The following is a 16,238-nucleotide window of genomic DNA, read 5'->3' as shown; positions in this document are numbered from 1 at the left end:
TGGTTGTTCTAGGTGCCGATGGACCCGGCCCGGCGCATGATCGCCTCTGCCTGACCGAGCAACGGCGAATCGATCATCTGATTCCCCACCCTGAAAACACCCCCGGGATTGTTCTCCGCTGCTTCGAGAACCTCCCTGGCCCAGCTGACCTCACCCTCGGTCGGGCGATACGCCGAGCGCACGATCTCGACCTGCGAAGGATGTATGCAGGCGGTGGCCTCGTACCCCAGGTTCACCGCGTCCAGCGCCTCGGCGTGCAGACCGTCGGTGTCGGCGATCTCGATGTGCACCGAGTCGATGGCGAAGCGGCCATGGGTGGCGCACGCCAGCCGGACCATCGCCCGGACCTGACGCACCACATCGCGATAGCGCCCGGTGTTGTCCTCGGCGGCTGTGAAACGACTCGAGCGCCCGCCCATGGAGGCGACCAGGTCCTCGGCGCCCCACATGAGTCCGATGCAGTTGGGTGCCGCCGCTATCTCGTCGGCATGCATGGCACCGGTCGGCGTCTCGATCAGCGCGATCACCTGGTAGCCGACTCCGGCCACTTCCTCGGCACTCTCCGCCTTGGCCAGCATCACCACGCGATAGTCGGTCTGTGCGAGCGCTTTGATGTCTCTGAAGTGATCGCCCGTGCCCGCCGAGTTGATCCGCACGATGGTGATGTTCGGATCGATCGGCGTGCTGATCAGCGCCTCGCGGGCCTCATCACGGGCCTCGGCGCGAACAGCATCCTCGAAATCGATGATGACGGCATCGGCCCGCTCGGCGGCCTTGGCGTATCGCTCCGGACGGTCGGCCGGGCAGAACAAGATCGCCGGACCGGGTGGGCTCCAGTTCGTCACCGTGGTTCCTCCTGTGGTGTTGTTACGGTTCCTTGCGTATCAAAGTCGAACGCTGCGCGATGGCCACAACATCGCCGTGTTGGTTCTTTCCGATATGACGCAATGACACCACGCCTTCGCCAGGCCGTGATTTGCTTTCCCGTTTTCCCGTGCAGACCGTTTCGGCGTACAAGGTGTCGCCGTGGAACATCGGTTTGGGAAACGCGATCTCCGAGAAACCGAGGTTCGCCACCAGCGTTCCCTGCGTCAACTGACTCACCGACAGACCGACGATCGTCGAGAGCGTGAACATCGAGTTCACAAGGCGCTCCCCGCCGAATCCTGGTTGGGTTCCGGCGAAGGCGGCATCGAGGTGCAGCGCTTGAGAGTTCATGGTCAGTGTGGTGAACAGTACGTTGTCGGCTTCGGTCACCGTGCGCCCGGGTCGGTGCTCGTACACCGTGTCGATCTCGAACTCGTCGAACCACAAGCCGCGCTGGGTCACCCGTCTGGGCGGTGCGGATGTCTGATCAGCGTCGCTCATGAGAACCCCAGTTCCCGCGCGATCAGCATGAGTTGCACCTCGGTGGTTCCCTCACCGATCTCGAGGATCTTCGAATCCCGGTAGTGGCGCGCAACCGGGTACTCGTTCATGAATCCGTAGCCCCCGTGAATCTGGGTGGCCGCACGCGCATTGTCCATCGCGGCCTCACTGGAGACCATTTTGGCAATGGCCGCTTCCTTCTTGAAAGGCTTACCGGCCAGCATTTTCGAGGCAGCGTGGTAATACGCGGTCCGTGCGGTGTGCGCCCTCGCCTCCATCCGGGCGATGGCGAACGCCACCGACTGGTATTCGCCGATGGCTTTACCGAACGATTGACGCTCCTTGGCGTACTTCACGCTCTCGTCGACGCATCCCTGTGCCACGCCCGTCGCCAACGCCGCGATGGCGATCCGGCCCTCGTCGAGGATCGACAGAAAGTTCGCGTACCCACGGCCGCGTTCTCCGAGCAGGTTTTCCATCGGAACCCTGGCGTCGGAGAAGCTCAGTGGGTGAGTGTCGGAGGCGTTCCAGCCGACCTTGTTATAAGCGGGTTCGGCCACGAATCCGGTCGTACCGCTGGGCACGATGATGGTGGAGAGCTCCTTGCGTGGTCTCCCGTCGGGACCGGGTGCACGATCGCCGGTGACTGCGGTGACCGTCACCAGCGAGGTGATGTCGGTGCCGGAGTTGGTGATGAACTGTTTGGAACCGTTGATGATCCAGTGATCACCGTCTTCTTTCGCGGTCGTGGCCGTGGCACCGGCGTCCGATCCGGCACCGGGCTCTGTCAACCCGAAGCCGGCCAGCGCGCGGCCCGCGGTCAAATCGGGCAGCCAGGTCTGCTTCTGCTCTTCGCTGCCGAATCGGTAGATGGGCATCGCGCCCAGCCCCACCCCGGCCTCCAGGGTGATGGCCACCGACTGATCGACCTTCCCGAGCTCCTCCAGTGCGAGGGACAGTGCGAAGTAGTCGCCACCCATGCCGCCGTACTCCTCCGGGAACGGCAGCCCGAACAAGCCCATCTCACCCATCTGGCGGACCACGTCGTACGGAAAACTGTGTTCTGCGTCGTGCTTCGCCGACACCGGCGCCACCACGGACTTCGCGAAATCCGCAACGGTTTTGCGTAGCTCGTCGTATTCCGTTGTCAGATCATCGGTCACGCTCATGCGGGGGTTCCTTCCGAATTGTCGGCCACGCTCGAATCGGTGATCGTGGCAAGAGTCGCACCGGAGGTGACCTTGTCGCCGACCGCAACGTTCACGGTGAGGTCTCCGGCTCGCGGGGCAGTGAGGGTGTGTTCCATCTTCATCGCTTCGACCACCAGGACCGGCGCTCCGGCCTCCACCGAATCGCCGCCCGCATTCAGCACGGCGACCACCGTGCCGGGCATCGGGCTGGTGATGACGCCGAGAGCTTCGGTGTCCCCGGAGGATTTGAGAATGCGCGCCTTTCCGACCTGCCATGTGCCGGGTGCTCCCGCGACCGTGCCACTGACCCAGTAGGTGTGGTCGGTGTCGGTGACGTGCTCGAGCTGCGAACTCGGCTTCGTCTCGGCGATCAGCCAGCGCGCGCCTGCGCCGTCGATGATGAGCCGCTCACCCACCAGGGATGCCTTCGCGCTCCACTCCCCGACGCTCACGTGGGCGTCGGTTTCAGGACCGGTGACATCCACCGTCACCACTTCGTCGCCCACCTGGAGTCGGGTGCGGGTCGGTGCCGCGCCGCCGATCCGCCAGCCGACCTGTGAGGTCCACGGCGAACTCCCATGCCGGGCCTGCCGCACTCGATGCAAACCGATGAGCGCCAACGCTTCCGGCGGCACAGGCGCCGGCCGGTAATCCACGATCAATCGGTCGAGAAGCTCGGTGTCGAGGTCGCCGGCCCGCACCTTCGGCTGATCGAGGACGAAATCGCAGAAGTCGACGTTGGTCTGCAGTCCCAGCACGTGGGTGTCGGCCAGTGCAGCCCGTAGGCGATCGATCGCCTCGGCCCGGTCCGTCCCGTGGACGATCACCTTTGCGAGCATGGGGTCGTAGTCGCTGCCGACCACACCACCGGTGACGATGCCCGAATCGACGCGGATGCCGGGCCCGGATGGTTCGTCGACCAACAGCAGGGGTCCACCCGTGGGGAGAAAGCCCGCCGCCGGATCTTCCGCGTACACCCGTGCTTCGATCGCGTGGCCTGTCATCGTGACGTCGTCCTGACCGAAGTCGAGCTTCTCACCGGCCGCAACCCGCAATTGCCAATCGACCAGATCGATGCCCGTGACCAGCTCGGTGACCGGATGTTCCACCTGCAGACGGGTGTTCATCTCCATGAAGAAGAACTCATCGGGCTTGTGTGCGGAGACGATGAACTCCACGGTCCCGGCACCGGTGTAACCGACCGATCGCGCGGCATCGCACGCTGCAGCCCCTATCCGCGCCCGGGTGGCCGAGTCGAGCAGTGCCGACGGCGCCTCTTCGATGACCTTCTGATGGCGGCGTTGCAGAGAACACTCGCGTTCACCGAGGTGCACCACGTTGCCGTGGGTGTCGGCGAGGACCTGGACCTCGATGTGCCGCGGCGTGTCGACGAACCGCTCCATGAAGAGTGTGTCGTCGCCGAAGGCGGCAGCGGCCTCCCGTCGTGCGGTGCGCAACGCGGCAGGCAGTTCTGCGGGATCGGCGACACGGTGCATACCTTTGCCGCCACCGCCCGCGCTGGGCTTGATCAGCACGGGGAAGCCGATATCGGATGCGGCACCGATCAATTCGTCATCGGTGAGACCAGGGCGGGAGATTCCGGGAACCACGGGGACATCACGCTCGGACACCGCGGCACGCGCCGCGATCTTGTCGCCCATCACCTCGATGGCCGTCGCAGGCGGTCCCAGGAAGATGATCGATGCCTCCGCCAGCGCGGTGGCGAACGCGGAGTTCTCGGAGAGGAAGCCGTAGCCGGGATGCACCGCGTCGGCACCCACCCGCTGGGCCGCGCCGATCACGGCGTCGATGCTCAGATAGCTCTCGGTCGCGGCGGCCGGACCGATCCGCACCGCCTCGTCGGCGAGACGGACGTGCAGCGCATCGGAATCGGCGTCGGAATAGACGGCGACACTGCGGATACCGGATGCCTTCAACGTGCGGATCACCCGGCACGCGATCTCGCCGCGGTTGGCGATGAGGACCTTCTTGATCGTTGTCATCTCACTCACATCCGGAAGACGCCATAGGAGACCGGCGCAAGCGGCGCGTGCCGTGCTGCGGCCAGTGCAAGTCCGAGGACGGTACGGGTATCGGCTGGGTCGATCACGCCGTCGTCCCAGAGTCGTGCGGTCGAATAGTAGGCGTCGGACTGCCGTTCGAACTGTTCGCGAATCGGCGCCTTGAACTGTTCTTCGTCCTCGCTCGACCATTCCTCACCGCCGCGTTCGATCTGATTGCGGCGCACGCTGGCCAGGGTGTCGGCGGCCTGTGGGCCACCCATCACCGAGATGCGCGCGTTCGGCCACATCCACAGGAAGCGCGGCGAATACGATCTGCCACACATCGAATAATTACCCGCCCCGAAGGAGCCGCCGATCATCACGGTGAATTTGGGCACCCGCGCGCAGGCCACAGCGGTCACCATCTTGGCGCCGTTCTTCGCGATACCACCCTGCTCGTACTCTTTGCCCACCATGAATCCGGTGATGTTCTGCAGGAACACCAGCGGGATCTTGCGTTTGTCGCACAGTTCGATGAAGTGCGCCCCCTTGAGCGCGCTCTCGCTGAACAGGACGCCGTTGTTGGCGATGATGCCCACCGGATGACCATGAATGTGGGCGAAGGCGGTCACCAGTGAGGTGCCGTACCCCGCCTTGAACTCGTTGTATTCGCCTCCGTCGGAGATGATCTCGATGACCGCGCGCACGTCGTACGGTGTCCGCGCGTCGGTGGGGACCACATCGTAGAGATCGGTCTGCGGCGCACGTGGCTCGCGCACCGACTCCACGTCCCATTGCGCCGGTTCCACCGGACCGAGCGTGGCGACGATACCCCGGACCCGCTCGAGGGCGTCCTCGTCGTTGTCGGCAAGGTGATCGGTGACGCCGGAGACGGTCGAATGCATCAGTCCCCCGCCGAGATCCTCGGCGGTGACATCCTCACCGGTGGCCGCCTTCACCAGCGGTGGGCCCGCCAGGAAGATCGTGCCCTGATCGCGGACGATCACCGTCTCGTCACTCATCGCGGGCACGTATGCGCCACCGGCCGTGGACGATCCGAGCACGGCGGAGATCTGCGGGATACCCGCGGCACTCATGTTGGCCTGGTTGAAGAAGATCCGACCGAAGTGGTCGCGATCGGGGAACACCTCGTCTTGCTGGAGCAGCATCGCGCCGCCGGAATCGACGAGGTAGATGCACGGCAACCTGTTGGCGGCGGCGATCTCCTGTGCGCGCAGGTGCTTCTTGACCGTCACCGGGTAGTAGGTGCCTCCGGAGACGGTGGCGTCGTTGGCGATGATCAGGCATTCGCGCCCGGCGACGCGCCCGATTCCGGCGATCACGCCGGCCGCAGGCACCTTGCCGCCGTACATGTCCTCGGCCGCCAGCGGTGCGATCTCGAGGAATGGACTGCCCGCATCGAGGAGGGTGTCGATGCGATCTCGCGGGAGCAGCTTGCCGCGGCCGAGGTGGCGATCACGCGCCTTGTCTCCGCCACCCAGGGCGACGCGATCGAGTCGGCGCCGCAGTTCGACGAGATTGCTCTCGTGCGCCTGCCGCCACTGGGCCGTGGCTGCCGTCGTGGACACCAATGTCCACTCCCTTCAGTTAGGAGCGATTAACTGAAATCACCATAAGCGCTGGCCTGACAATTGTCACGCGATTGGCCAGCTGTGTTTTTTCGCTCCGCTTCGCTACGCGGGGTGTGCGGCCCTTTATCGCGTGCTCTTCCTCAGTCGACTCAGTCGCTGCGCTCCCTCGCTCCCTCGTCCAGAGCACGCGGGCCGCACACGGGCGGTGTCAGTTCGCCCGTCCCCGACTTCTGTGCGCGTCCCATCACCCACAACACTCCCGTGACCGGCATCACAACAGTGCAGTACGATCGGCGTTACCCAAGTGCACGTCCTCGTCCCACCACCCCCGGGACGGAACAACAACATAGAGAGCCGGGAAACACCCATGACCCTCGCAACGCAGCACCACAACGAAGGCGATCACGATCGCGATCCACTCGGCGGCAACGCCTCGCCTGTGGAGTCCTTCTCGCTCGATGACCGGTACACCAGAGAGACCGGAACCGTGTATCTGACCGGTATCCAGGCCCTGGTCCGTATGGTCCGTGACCGCGCAAAACTCGATCGCCGCCAAAACCTCGACACCGCCTCGTTCATCTCGGGCTATGAGGGTTCGCCGCTGGCGGGATATGACCTTGAGATCGCCCGTCGAGCGCAATACCTCACTCCCTTCGATGTCGTTCATCGCCCCGGACTCAACGAGGAGATCGCCGCGACGTCCGTGATGGGCTCGCAGGTCGCCGCCCAGGTCGGCACGCTCGCCGGGACCACCCAGGGCATCGTCGGCTACTGGTATGGAAAGGCGCCGGGTCTCGACCGCGCCACCGACGCCCTGCGGCACGCGAACATCATCGGGACCCACCCCACGGGTGGTGCCGTCGCGCTCGTCGGTGACGACCCGGGCGCGAAGAGTTCGACCGTTCCCTGCGCTTCGGAGATGGCCCTCGCCGACCTGTACATGCCCATCCTGTACCCCGCCGATTCGCAGGACATCCTCGACCTGGGTGTGCACGCCGCCATCATGTCCCGCGTGTCGGGCCTGTGGACGTCGATGAAGATCTCCGCGCACGTCGCCGACGGAGCCTCCACCGCCGACGTCCACCCCGACCGCATCCTCCCCGTCTACGGCGACCTCGGCACCAGCCCGCACGTCCCCAGCGGAAAGTTGCTGGGCGCGAACCTGATGGAGCTCGAGCAGAATCAACTCACCACCCGCCTGCCGCGGGCCATGGAGTACGCCCGCGTCAACCGGCTCAACCGGATCACCGCTCGCACCGCCGACGACCGCATCGGGATCGTCGCGGCCGGCAAGACGTACATGGATGTCCGGGAAGCCCTGCGGCTCATCGGCATCTCCGATGACGACCTCGCCGGGCTCGGTATCCGCATCCTCAAGATGGGCATGGTCTACCCCTTCGAACGCGAGATCATGAACGACTTCATCTCTGGTCTCGACGAGGTGATCGTGGTCGAGGAGAAGCGCGACTTTCTCGAGACGATGATGCGCGACATTCTCTTCCGCCGCCCGGATGTGCCCAATATCGTGGGCAAGACCAATGAGGACGGCTCGACCCTGTTCTCGCGGTTCGGCGAACTCGACATCGATTCGGTCACCCGCGGCCTCGCGAATCGATTGGGTAAGCAGCACCGGGTACCGGCTGCCGTGAACTGGCTGGAGACGAAAGGGCGTGGTCGCGGCCGCATCGAACTGCCGCTGGCGGTACGCACCCCGTACTTCTGCTCGGGTTGTCCCCACAACAGCTCCACCAAGGTCGCCGACGGCACTCTCGTGGGTGCCGGGATCGGTTGTCACGCCATGGTCCTGCTCATGGATCCCTCTCAGGTGGGTGAGATCGCCGGCGTGACCCAGATGGGCGGTGAGGGCGCACAGTGGCTGGGCATGTCCCCGTTCGTGGACGAGCACCATTTCGTCCAGAACATCGGCGACGGCACCTTCATGCACTCGGGGTCGCTGGCCGTGCGGTCCGCAGTGGCCTCCGGTGCCAACATCACCTACAAGCTGTTGTTCAACGGCACCGTGGCCATGACGGGCGGCCAGGATCCCGTCGGCCAGATGACCCTGCCCCAGATCGTGAATCTGCTGCTGGCCGAACGTGTCCAGAAGGTGGTGGTGACCTCGGACGACCCCATCCGCACCAGGTCTCTGGGTCTGCCCGGCGGCGTCGAGGTACGCCCGCGGGACGAGATGATGCAGATCCAGCAGGATCTCGCGACCACGCCCGGTGTCACCGTGCTCATCCACGATCAGGCGTGCGCCGCCGAGAAGCGCCGCAAGCGCAAGCGCGGCAAGGCGGAGACACCGAAGCAGCGCGTCATGATAAACGAGCGCATCTGTGAGGGATGCGGCGATTGCGGCGAGAAGAGCAACTGCCTGTCGGTACATCCGGTGGAGACGGATTTCGGACGCAAAACCCACATCGACCAGAGTTCGTGCAACCTCGATTTCTCGTGCCTCAAAGGCGACTGCCCGTCATTCGTCACCGTCACCCCGTCGGACAAGGAACGGGTGCGCCAGACCGTCGCAGACATCGCGGCCGGCGTCCTGCCCGCCCCGCCGGTCACGAAGGACATCAACGACGGTTTCACGTTGCGCGTCACCGGAATCGGCGGTACCGGTGTGGTGACGGTGTCGCAGATCATCGCCACCGCGGCAGTCCTGGACGGGCACGTCTCTCGCACCGTCGACATGACCGGGCTCGCACAGAAGGGCGGCGCCGTGGTCAGCGATGTGAAGGTCAGTGCCCGCGTCGTCGAGCAGGCCGCCAAGGTCGCCTCCGGCGATTGCGACCTCTACCTCTCGTGTGACGGTCTGGTCGGCGTCGACCCGGCGAACCTGAAGGTCACCTCCCCCGACAAGACAACGGCCATCGTCTCCACCACCAAGATCCCCACCGGCGCCATGGTGATCGACACCTCGGTCTCGTATCCAGCTGACTCGGAGATTTCGTCGACCATCAACCGGTCCGTCCGTCGGGGTATCTACGTCGACTCCGGGGCGCTCACCCTCGACCTGTTCGGTGACGAGCAGTTCGCGAACATGCTGATGGTCGGCGCGGCCTATCAGTCCGGGGCGATGCCGATCTCGGCTGAATCGATCGAGCGGGCCATCGATCTCAACGGAGTTGCCACCGAACGCAACCTGCAGGCGTTCCGTCGTGGTCGCCAGGTCGTCGCCGATCGCGACGCCGTCAGCGCAGCGATCGCGGCAACGCACCCGGCACCGCCGCCCTGGCAGCCCAGTGCCCGCGCCGTCGCTCTCACGGCACCGATCGCGACCGCCAGTGCCGAGGTGATCGCCACCGTGCAACGCCGTATCGACGAGCTCACCGAATATCAGGACCTCTCGTACGCAACCGATTACGCGCAGTTCGTTGCACGGGTCGCCCGCGCCGAAGGTGATCCGGCGGCGTCCGGACTCACCGACACCGTGGCCCGGAACCTGTTCAAGCTCATGGCATACAAGGACGAGTACGAGGTCGCCAGGCTCACCCAGGACACTGCATTCGCCGCCGAGGTCGCCGACCAGTTCGGCGACGACGCCAAGGTCGCGGTACGCCTTCACCCACCGACCCTGCGGGCGCTGGGTATGAAGAACAAGATCGCAATCGGTCGCTGGGGTGTGCCCGCGATGTCGGCTCTGGCCAAGGCCAAGCGCCTGCGCGGCACCAGACTCGATCCGTTCGCGCGCGCCGAGGTGCGGCAGACCGAGCGCGCGCTCATCGGAGAGTACCGGGACATGATCGGCGCCCTGCTGACTGCCATGGCCGACGGCACTGTCGGAAAAGACATGCGGCACAGTGCCATCGCCCTCGCCGCCCTACCCGACATGGTCCGCGGCTACGAGGACATCAAGATGGGCAACGTCGAGCGGTACCGCGCGGCCGTGGCCGAGCAGCGAGCCGCACTGGGCATCTAGCCCCGCATACGCTCCACCTTTACGAAGACGCGCCACATATTTGTGGCGCGTCTTTGTATAAGTGGAGCGTGTGGCTGGGTCAGAGGGGCGGCAACGCGAGGTGCTCGCGCAGCGTCGTGGTGGTGTACTCGGTCCGGTACACGCCCCGGTCCTGCAGAGCCGGGACCAGCTTGTCGACGAGGTCGTCGACCGAATCGAGCACGTGGTACGGATTGATGTTGAAGCCGTCGACAACCCGATGGCGCACCAGATCCGCCCATCGATCGGCAACGGAACTCGCTGTGCCCGTGTGAAACTTCGGTGACGGCGCGACTTCGAGGACGAGTTCTCGGATCGACAGCCCCTTCTCCCGGGAGAGAGTCCGCCACTGCTCGATCTGCTCGAGTTTGCCGGTCCGAGAAGCGACGGCCAGGGTTCCGCGACTCGGATCGAGTTCATCTTCGACCGGTTCGATGTCGGGCAGTGGACCGTCCGGATCGTATGCGGACAGATCTTTGCCCCAGTAGTGCTCGAGGAACGCGATGGAGCGTTGCGGGTTGTAGGTGTTCGCGTGCAGCCACCGCCCTTTTTCTTCCGCCTCTGCATCGGTGTCGCCGAGGACAAGGGTGACCCCGGGCAGGATACGGAGCGAATCCGGGGCCCTGCCATAGGCGGCGAGTCGCGTCCGCAGATCGCGGGCATAGGTCACCGCTGCGTCGAACTCCGCGTTCGCAGAGAACACCACATCCGCATGGCGGGCCGCCAGCTCGCGGCCCCCGGTGGAGTCACCGGCCTGAAACAGCACGGGACGACCCTGCCGGCTCGACGGCACCGTCGGCAGCGCGCGGGCCTGCAAGAGGTCGGTTTCGCGCTCGACGACCCGCGATTGTGCTGCCGACAACCAACTCTCGGCCCCGCCGTCCTCAGCGACGTCGGCGTTGCCCCAGGCAGACCAGTATTCCTTGGCGAAGTCGACGACCTGAGTGGCACGCTCATAGCGGCGCTCGTGGTCGAGCCAGCCGCCGTGCCGGAAGTTCTCTCCGGTCCACGCGTTGTCGGTGGTCACGATGTTCCACCCGGCACGGCCGTCGGACAAGATGTCCAGACTCGCCAGCCGCCTGATCAGATCGGTGGGCAGCGAGTAGGTCGTGTTCTGCGTTGCGACGAGCCCGATCCTGTCAGTGACCGCAATGAGCGCCGACAGTTGTGTGATGGCATCGGGCCGCCCGGCGACGTCGGTCGAGAGAATGTCGCCGCGATTTTCCCGGACGCGCTGACCATCGCCGAGGAAAAACGCGTCGAACAGTCCACGCTCCAGGGTCGTGGCGACCTTGACGAACGTGTCTGCAGATGCGTGATCGGCAGCGTTCGGGTCTTCCCACACCGTCTGTGGCCCGACCCCGGGATAGAAGACGCCGAGATGGATCTGCGCGTCGGCGTCGTACGGCGCGCCGGTATCGGGCGTTGCGTGGCGGTCGACCATGGCTCATGCACCTCCAGTGCGTCGGTCTCCGGCATAGCGGCTCGCGGTCCACGGCAGACCCAGCGTCTCCCGCAAGGTGGCACCGGCCGTCGGGGGTGAGTGCACCCCCAGCGCGGTGAGCGCAGGGATCACCTCGCGGGCAAGCACATCGAGATCGGTGGTCGTGACCGCCGGATGCAGCCGCACCCCGTCGACGACGTCCGCCAGCGAGGTCAGGGCCTCGACGAGGTCCGTGGGCGACCCCTCGAAACGGAACCGGCCGGTGTCGGGCCAGTCGGCATGTCCGCCTAGCTCCGCGGCCCGGCGGCGGGCCGGATCCTCCTCTGCGTCGAGGAGCACCTCGACCTCCGCGAAGACCAGGGCGGCTCCCGCATCCCTCGCCGCTGCCGCAGAGGCAGCGATCGACGGGACATCGGAGCGGGCGACCAAGGCGATGTCCAGCTGGCCCGAGATGTCCAGGGAGGCGTCCGCGATGACCACCACCTGTCCCTGCGGCGGCCGGGGAGTGATCAGCGGTCCGACGACGGAAAAGAACTCACCGTTGAATCGGGTGTGGTGCACCTTGGTCGGGTCGAGAAAATCACCGGTGGCGGTATCCCTGATCACCGCGTCGTCCTCCCAGGAATCCCACAAACGGCGGGCCACCTCGACGACGTCGCTCACCTCGCGCACCGCCGCAGCCGGATCACGCGGCACCGAACCCACGGCGGCGTGGACGTCCGGCGAGTTGTCGACGCCGACGACCCATGCCGCCCGACCGTGCGATGCGTGGTCGAGGCTCGCGAGCGCCGTTGCGAGGTGGAACGGTTCGGTGGTCAGCGCCTGCACGGTGGGACCGAGTCCGACCGTCGTGGTCGTCGACGCCGCGAACGCAGCTTTTGTCCCGCTGTCCAAGCGACCCACAGGGGTCGTCGAGGAGCCGGGCACCACCCGATCGTCGAAGGTCACCAGCGCGACTCCCGCCGCTTCGGCGACCGCCAACGAGTCCCGGAGCGCTTGCGCGGACACCACTTCCACAGGCGGGCGCCCCCAGACGCGCCAGGCGGCGGGATGGGCGCCCGCACCGTCGATCTCGACGGCAACATGCAGCGTGCTGCGACTTCGAACCATGCCTCGACCATCTCGGCATCGGGCGCCGGCGAAAACCCTTGCGCGCGCACTGAATGAAACAGGCGATCCGGGAATACGTAGACGATCCGGCAACAGCTAAATCGTCTACGCAAAGGTGGCGCGTTTGCGAGGGGTCAGGCCCGCGCCGACACCGACCGGGCCGTCATGCCGTGATAGACCCTGGTCAGCTGCACCCGGCTGCTGATGTCGAGCTTGGCGTAGATGTTCTTCACGTGCTGGCGCACGGTATGCAGGCTCAGCGTCAGCTCGTCGGCGATCTCCCGGTCGGCGAAGCCCGCCGCGACCAGACCGGCCACGTCGTACTCCCGGGTCGAGAGGGCCAGCAACCGCGGACTCCGATACCTGGTGCGAGCGGCCTCGAGTTCGAGTTCGAGGACCTGCGCCCCGGGCTGACCCGGCACCGGACGCACGGTGCATTCGAGGACGTCCTTGGCCCCGTCCGTCATCCGCACAAGATACGACCGATGCAACACCGATGTCGCCACCCCGACATCGCGCAGGATCCGGTACAGGATGTCACTGCCCTCCTGCAGATCGCCGAGCAGCTCGGCCGCCGAGGGTGTCAGGTTCGGATCATTGGAGTTCGCCGAGAAGTAGACCACTGCAGCAGAACTCGTCTGCAGCGCCAACTGGGAGACCTCGACCTGCTGTTGCAGATCCTGGCGGCGACGCAGGTTCGTCACCGCACCTCCGACGACATCGGCGATGGCAGACATGAGATCCATGTCGATTTCACCGACTTCGGTGCCGAGCGAGTCGGACGCGAAGTCGATGGTGCCGATGATCGTGCCGCCGACGACGACCGGCGCCTTGAGGACGTGCAGCATGTTCTCGAGACGATCGACGCGCTGATACACCTCGGTCTCCCGCCACTGCGCGACGGTGCGGTCAGCCAGGTTGTACACCGGCACCGCGGTCAGCAGGGCTTTGCGCAGCTCGTCGTCGACCGGTCGGCCGCACTGCTCGTACGTGGTCATGAAGCGGTCGCTGACGTTGCGCGAGTCGTACCACTGCGGGTTCGGAGTCCCGTCCTCGAAGAGGTAAATCGCCTGCATCGGCAGGTCCATCACGGCACCGATCTGCCCGAAGTACGCTTCCCCGAGTTCGGCCAGATCATTGACATCGACAAGCGATGCCGACAGTTTCATCAACGCGGCGTACCTGGATCGATCACCTTTCCCGTTGGTACGCTCCCCCGCCCACGCAATCGAATTGCTCGTCCGAATCGGACTGGGTTCCATTGGGCAACTCCCGTTACTGACTCTTCGCCCGCCGCCGCGACTTTTCCATCGCGTGCGGCAACAGATGTTCGCGCCCGATGCCTGCCGCGGGCTGGTCGGCAGGACATCAATCGGGCCACACATCGTCGGGTATCGCCTGACGGCGCGCAAACAGCTGAAGTGTCAAGTTTAAGGCGACGATTGATCGTTCGCTCGGCTCATAACTGAGTTCTCGATCACGAGCGTGACGGTCACGAGCGCGTCACTGCCAACACCGCGTCGACAAACGCATCCGGCCGCTCAAAGGCCGGCCAGTGTCCGCACTGCCCCAGGAGCCGAACGTCGGCGTGCGGGATGTACGAACCGATCGCCAGTGCCTGTTCGAACGGCACCATGCGATCGGATCGACCATGCACCACCGTGACGGGCATCGTCAGCTCCGCCAGCGCCGCCATGTTGCTGTGCGGGACGCTGACCGACCGACGGTCGGCCTCGCCGTGATCGGCGTGGTCGGTGCGCATCGCCTGCATCGCCGCCACCAGGTCGTCGGTCACCAGCGACTCGTCGTACCAGAGCGCCCGCAGGAACCTCCGCAGCCGGTCCTCGTCGTCCGGCGCCTCGTCGAGCTCGCCGAACAGCCGGAACACCTCCGAGGGGAACGGTGTGATCAGATACGGATCCCCGCCGGTCGACGCATGACAGGCACCGATCAACAGTGACTCGACCCGCTCCGGGTTCGCCAGTGCGAGGTCGATCGCCGTCGTCGCGCCCATCGAGCTGCCGACGATCGGCGCCTTGTCGATCCGCAGGTGATCCATCACCGCCAGCACACCCCGTACCGCGACATCGTGCACCGGCTCGTGGTACTCGACCGGACCGGTCAACCCGTAGTTGGGCAGATCGACCGCGATACAGCGAAACCGCTTCTCGAGCTGGGCGAAGACCTTGCTGTAGACCAGCGACGCGGTGCTGCCCGGCCGGGGACCCCAGGCCTGCACCATCATCAGGATCGGGCCGGCGCCGCGGTCGACGTAACCAACCTCCATCTCCGGTGTGGTGATGCTGCGCTGATAGCGCGGATCGACCAGGACATCGGACCGGACTGCCTCGACCGTCACAGTGCCGCCACCTTCGCCCCGATCTTGCGGACGTCGGACTTGATATCGCGCAGCGCTCCCGGATCGATCGCCGCGCCCTTCTCCATCTGTAACATCGCACCGCGGATATCGCGGTTGGCGTTGATTCCCACCGCGCCGACGATGCTGCTGCCGGACAGATAGAAGTAGCTCACCGAGTCGTCCGAATGGAGTCGTGTGACGATGTCTGCCGTCTCATCGATGCGACCGACGACCTGCACGTTCAGATCGTGATGATCCGACCAGTACCAAGGAACGCTGCGGAACGGTTCCGGTTCACCCATCATAGCCCCGGCGACGTAGTCACCCTGCTGCTGCGCGTTCAGCCAGGTGCCGTGACGCACCCGGCCCCCGATGAACGGATCGTCGAAGCTCGCCAGGTCACCCGCCGCGAAGACACCGGGAACCGTTGTCTCCAAACGGGCATCGACCTGCACGCCATGCCTGGTGTCGAACACCGACCGGTCGAGGTAGCCGACCGACGGGCTCTGCCCGATGGCCACCAGCACGATGTCCGCCTCGATGATGCGGCCGTCGTCCAGGGCGACACCTTGCACCTTGTCGCGCCCTTCGAATCCGGCCACCGAGACGCCGGTCATGATGTTGAGATCCGACGTCGCATAGCGGCGAGCCAGGGTGTCGGCCGCATGGGCTCCCACCGCTGCGGTCAAAGGATGGCGCGACCGGACCATCCAGGTCACATCGTTACCCAGAGTCGCTGCCGCCGAAGCAACTTCGACGGCTAACAGGCCACCGCCGATGACCGCAACCTTGGCTCGACCGCGGCGGAGCCGGTCACCCAGTGCATCGGAGTCCTCCGCCGTCCGCAGCGTGTGGATACCGGGCAGATCGGCTCCCGCCACATCCATCACGTTGGCCCGGCCACCGGTGGCGAGGAGAACCTTGTCGGCCTTGATCTCGATGCCGCTGGCGAGCCGGACGGCGCCACCGGAAGTATCGAGGGCGGTGACCGGATCGTTGAGGACGAGGTGGACGGCGAGTTCCATCCATTGGTCCCACTCGCGGATCGTGGTGATGTCGAGGGGTTTCGAACCGATCAGACATTCCTTGGACAGCGGCGGTCGCTCATAGGGCAACCGCCCCTCGTCTCCGACCAGAAAGATACGGTCGTCGAACCCCTTGTTCCGCAGTGATTCAGCGGCTTTGGCACCGGCCATACCGGCACCGACTATCACAAATGACTTCATATTCGGCAT

11 protein-coding genes are annotated in these 16,238 nt (G+C 65.4%); 1 reads left to right on the top strand and 10 read right to left on the bottom strand.

Going from position 1 to position 16,238, the window contains the following annotated elements; all coding sequences use genetic code 11:
• Positions 1–8 precede the first annotated feature (8 nt).
• The 5 genes from BH683_RS24815 to BH683_RS24795 are packed head-to-tail and all read right to left on the bottom strand — an operon-like array spanning position 9 to position 6,153.
• Positions 9–845: a CoA ester lyase gene (locus BH683_RS24815; protein ID WP_168187118.1), complete on the bottom strand. Its 837-nt coding sequence runs from the start codon at positions 843–845 to the stop codon at positions 9–11.
• 22 nt (positions 846–867) lie between these two features.
• Positions 868–1,368, bottom strand: a complete 501-nt coding sequence (locus tag BH683_RS24810; protein WP_084838939.1) for a MaoC family dehydratase — start codon at positions 1,366–1,368, stop codon at positions 868–870.
• The gene (locus tag BH683_RS24805) at positions 1,365–2,537 is read right to left on the bottom strand and encodes an acyl-CoA dehydrogenase family protein (protein ID WP_084838938.1); all 1,173 of its coding nucleotides are present in this window, start codon (positions 2,535–2,537) and stop codon (positions 1,365–1,367) included. Before BH683_RS24805 ends, BH683_RS24810 begins: the two co-directional genes overlap by 4 nt.
• A complete protein-coding gene (locus tag BH683_RS24800; protein ID WP_084839005.1) occupies positions 2,534–4,561 on the bottom strand; it encodes an acetyl/propionyl/methylcrotonyl-CoA carboxylase subunit alpha in 2,028 nt (675 codons plus the stop codon). The genes BH683_RS24805 and BH683_RS24800 overlap by 4 nt, the downstream gene beginning before the upstream one ends.
• A 5-nt stretch (positions 4,562–4,566) precedes the next feature.
• Positions 4,567–6,153: a carboxyl transferase domain-containing protein gene (locus tag BH683_RS24795; RefSeq protein WP_094647724.1), complete on the bottom strand. Its 1,587-nt coding sequence runs from the start codon at positions 6,151–6,153 to the stop codon at positions 4,567–4,569.
• A gap of 367 nt (positions 6,154–6,520) precedes the next feature.
• On the opposite strand from BH683_RS24795, the gene BH683_RS24790 reads away from it, so the two are divergent.
• The gene (locus tag BH683_RS24790; protein ID WP_084838936.1) at positions 6,521–10,072 is read left to right on the top strand and encodes an indolepyruvate ferredoxin oxidoreductase family protein; all 3,552 of its coding nucleotides are present in this window, start codon (positions 6,521–6,523) and stop codon (positions 10,070–10,072) included.
• 79 nt (positions 10,073–10,151) lie between these two features.
• Here BH683_RS24790 and BH683_RS24785 read toward each other — a convergent pair whose 3' ends face one another.
• The 5 genes from BH683_RS24785 to BH683_RS24765 all read right to left on the bottom strand — a co-directional run bounded on the left by BH683_RS24785 (position 10,152) and on the right by BH683_RS24765 (position 16,229).
• Positions 10,152–11,534 carry an NtaA/DmoA family FMN-dependent monooxygenase gene (locus BH683_RS24785; protein WP_084838935.1) on the bottom strand — a complete coding sequence of 461 codons (1,383 nt, stop codon included), beginning with the start codon at positions 11,532–11,534 and terminating at the stop codon, positions 10,152–10,154.
• A gap of 3 nt (positions 11,535–11,537) precedes the next feature.
• Positions 11,538–12,644, bottom strand: coding sequence for an LLM class flavin-dependent oxidoreductase (locus tag BH683_RS24780; RefSeq protein WP_084838934.1), 1,107 nt, complete (start codon positions 12,642–12,644; stop codon positions 11,538–11,540).
• Between the two features lie 134 nt (positions 12,645–12,778).
• Positions 12,779–13,813 (bottom strand): LuxR C-terminal-related transcriptional regulator, encoded by a 1,035-nt coding sequence (locus BH683_RS24775; protein ID WP_168187117.1) that lies wholly within the window; start codon positions 13,811–13,813, stop codon positions 12,779–12,781.
• A 323-nt stretch (positions 13,814–14,136) separates the two neighbouring features.
• Positions 14,137–15,003 carry an alpha/beta hydrolase gene (locus BH683_RS24770; protein WP_246833582.1) on the bottom strand — a complete coding sequence of 289 codons (867 nt, stop codon included), beginning with the start codon at positions 15,001–15,003 and terminating at the stop codon, positions 14,137–14,139.
• Positions 15,000–16,229: an FAD-dependent oxidoreductase gene (locus tag BH683_RS24765; protein WP_168187116.1), complete on the bottom strand. Its 1,230-nt coding sequence runs from the start codon at positions 16,227–16,229 to the stop codon at positions 15,000–15,002. Before BH683_RS24765 ends, BH683_RS24770 begins: the two co-directional genes overlap by 4 nt.
• Positions 16,230–16,238 lie beyond the last annotated feature (9 nt).

This window comes from Williamsia sp. 1138 (assembly GCF_002095435.2).
Taxonomy (GTDB): Bacteria; Actinomycetota; Actinomycetes; order Mycobacteriales; family Mycobacteriaceae; genus Williamsia.
This window is presented reverse-complemented; position numbering and strand designations above follow the sequence as displayed.

What these genes read in the sequence shown, in the direction of transcription:
- BH683_RS24810 (WP_084838939.1), bottom strand. Translation starts at nt 1,368, where the DNA reads ATGAGCGACGCTGATCAGACATCCGCACCGCCCAGACGGGTGACCCAG.
- BH683_RS24805 (WP_084838938.1), bottom strand. Translation starts at nt 2,537, where the DNA reads ATGAGCGTGACCGATGATCTGACAACGGAATACGACGAGCTACGCAAA.
- BH683_RS24800 (WP_084839005.1), bottom strand. Translation starts at nt 4,561, where the DNA reads ATGACAACGATCAAGAAGGTCCTCATCGCCAACCGCGGCGAGATCGCG.
- BH683_RS24790 (WP_084838936.1), top strand. Translation starts at nt 6,521, where the DNA reads ATGACCCTCGCAACGCAGCACCACAACGAAGGCGATCACGATCGCGAT.
- BH683_RS24785 (WP_084838935.1), bottom strand. Translation starts at nt 11,534, where the DNA reads ATGGTCGACCGCCACGCAACGCCCGATACCGGCGCGCCGTACGACGCC.
- BH683_RS24780 (WP_084838934.1), bottom strand. Translation starts at nt 12,644, where the DNA reads ATGGTTCGAAGTCGCAGCACGCTGCATGTTGCCGTCGAGATCGACGGT.
- BH683_RS24775 (WP_168187117.1), bottom strand. Translation starts at nt 13,813, where the DNA reads ATGAAACTGTCGGCATCGCTTGTCGATGTCAATGATCTGGCCGAACTC.
- BH683_RS24765 (WP_168187116.1), bottom strand. Translation starts at nt 16,229, where the DNA reads ATGAAGTCATTTGTGATAGTCGGTGCCGGTATGGCCGGTGCCAAAGCC.